1 protein-coding gene and 1 pseudogene are annotated in these 2,262 nt (G+C 72.1%); both read right to left on the bottom strand.

The window, feature by feature from the left end:
* Positions 1–201 (bottom strand): annotated as a pseudogene (locus tag AC27IQ_RS22830) (PepSY domain-containing protein); the annotation flags it as partial.
* A gap of 20 nt (positions 202–221) precedes the next feature.
* Positions 222–2,183: a TonB-dependent receptor gene (locus tag AC27IQ_RS22835; protein WP_487090906.1), complete on the bottom strand. Its 1,962-nt coding sequence runs from the start codon at positions 2,181–2,183 to the stop codon at positions 222–224.
* Positions 2,184–2,262: the final 79 nt, after the last annotated feature.

Genomic DNA, 2,262 nt, shown 5'->3' on the forward strand with positions numbered 1-2,262 from the left:
GGGCTCCCGCAGGCCCGCGCCGTCGCCCAGCGGCGGCAGGTGGGCGGTGCGCTCGGCCTCGGTGAGCTGGGGGTAGCCCACGTACATCATCACGATGCCGGAGACGAACCACATCGCGAAGAAGCCGCACAGCAGCACCCCCAACCAGCGGTGGGTGAGAAACAGCCAGCGCTTGGCGCGCACAGGGCGGGTCCAGTCCATGGTGCGTTTCCCGTCGGCGTTCAGAACGCCACCTGCAGCGACACGTCCACCGTGCGCGGTGCGCCCAGGTACACCTGCGCGCTGCGCGCTTCGGCCGCGTAGATGCGGTCGGTGGCGTTGCGCAGGTGGCCCGAGAGCGTGGCGGTGGGCGAGAGCTTCCACGACAGCCCCAGGTCCAGCAGCGTGTACGAGGGCCAATACTGCGTGTTGGCCGCGTCCGCAGAGATGCGCCCCACGCGCCGCGCCCCCGCCGTGGCCTGCAGCGCGGGCGTGACCGCGTAGCCCAGCCACAGGTTGGCCACGCTCTCGGGCGTGTTGGTGGGCGTGCGGCCGGCCAGCGACACGCCGCCCTGCACGAACTGCTCGTAGCGGGCGCGGGTGCGCATCGCGTTGGCCTGCAGCTGCCATCGGTCGGTCAGGCGCAGGCCCACGGCGACCTCCGCGCCGCGCGACGACTGCTCGCCCACCAGCACGGTGAACGCGGGGTTGTTGGGGTCCTGCGAGGCGATGTTGCGCCGCGTGATCTGGAACGCCGCCACCGTGGCCGTGCCCCGCCCGCCCCAGAAGTCGAACTTGGCGCCCGCTTCCAGCTGCCGGCCCGTGGTGAGCGCGCTGTTGTTGGCCACGTCGGCGAACGAGGCCGTGGACAGCGAGCCCGACGGTGGGTCGCTCGCCGTGGCGTACTGGGCGTACACGTTGGCGCCGGGGGCCACGTCCCACACCACGCCCAGGCGGCCGGTGGTGGGCGTGTAGCTGCGCTCGAACGTGGCGGGGCTGGTGGCGGTGACGGCGCGGCGGTTGGTCAGGTCCAGCGCGATGCGCTCCTGCCGCAGGGCCGTCACCAGGTTCACGCCGGGCACCAGGGCCGTGTGGTTCTCCACGAACACCGCGGTGGTCTGCACGCGGTTGTCGCGGTCGGCGCGAAAGCCGGGGGCCATGCCGGAAATGTCGAAGAACCGCTCGGTCGTGAAGCGGTACGGGTCCACCGTGCTCACCGTGCCGGCCAGGCTGTTGGGAAAGCGCGTCTGCCGGTTCACGCTCACGTCCAGGCCGAAGGCCCAATCGCTCGGCCGGCCGGCCAGCGTGCCGCGCCAGGTGGCCTCGGTGCGGTTGCCCACCAGTTGCTGGTCGTGCCGCTGCAAATAAGCGCTGCCGCGCGAGACCAGGGTGTTGGCCGCGTTGAACTGGTAGGTCTCCACGTTGCGGTAGTCGCGCAGCGCGTCGTAGGCATAGAGCGTGTTGCGCCACTGCAGGGCGCCGGACACGCGCCACTGCGCCACCGAGCGCAGCCACTGCACGCGGTGGGCGTACATGCCGTCGCTGCTGTTGTAGTTGGCAAAGCGCGTCCCGGGATCGATGCGCAGCGCGCCCACGGCGGGGTTGAGCACCGGCGTGCCCCAGTAGGGGCGGTCCACCGCGTCCTTCTGGTACTCGTACGCCAGCAGGTGCGTGAAGCCGCTGCCCAGGTCGGACAGCAGCGATGCGGCCAGCTGCGTGGACCGGGTCTGCGTGCCCGCGGTCCAGCTGCCGGCGTCGCGGTGGTTCACGTCGATGCGCGCGAAGTGGCTCGGCCCTGCGCCGCCGTCCTGCGGCCCCGCGATGCGGCGGTTGAGGCCCGCCGAGGCTTCCTTGAGCCCGTAGGAGCCCGCGCGCAGCCGGCCTTCCGCGAAGTCGCCGCTGCGGTCGGGCGTCTTGGTGATGTAGTTGAGCGAGCCGCCCACGGCCCCCGCGCCGTACAGGAAGCTCGACGCGCCGCCGACGGCCTCCACCCGGTCGTAGATCCAGCTGTCCACGGCGCGCGTGGCGCTGCCGTATTGCACCGTGATGCCGTTGTACAGCTGCGTGACCGAGTTGTTGCTGAAGCCCCGGTAGCTGGCCGCCATCGAGCCCGGCGCGTTGTGCGCGGTCACGCCGGGGATCGCCCGCAGGATCTCCTGCGTGTCCTGCGCGCCACGGGCTTCGATGGTGGCGCGGTCCACCACGGAGACCGAGGCGGGCGTCTCGCGCGGCGTGAGGCCCAGGCGGCTGCCGGTCTCGGCGGGGGGTGTCCAGGTTCAGCCG

The sequence above is a fragment of the Acidovorax sp. KPB24-07 genome (assembly GCF_057543315.1).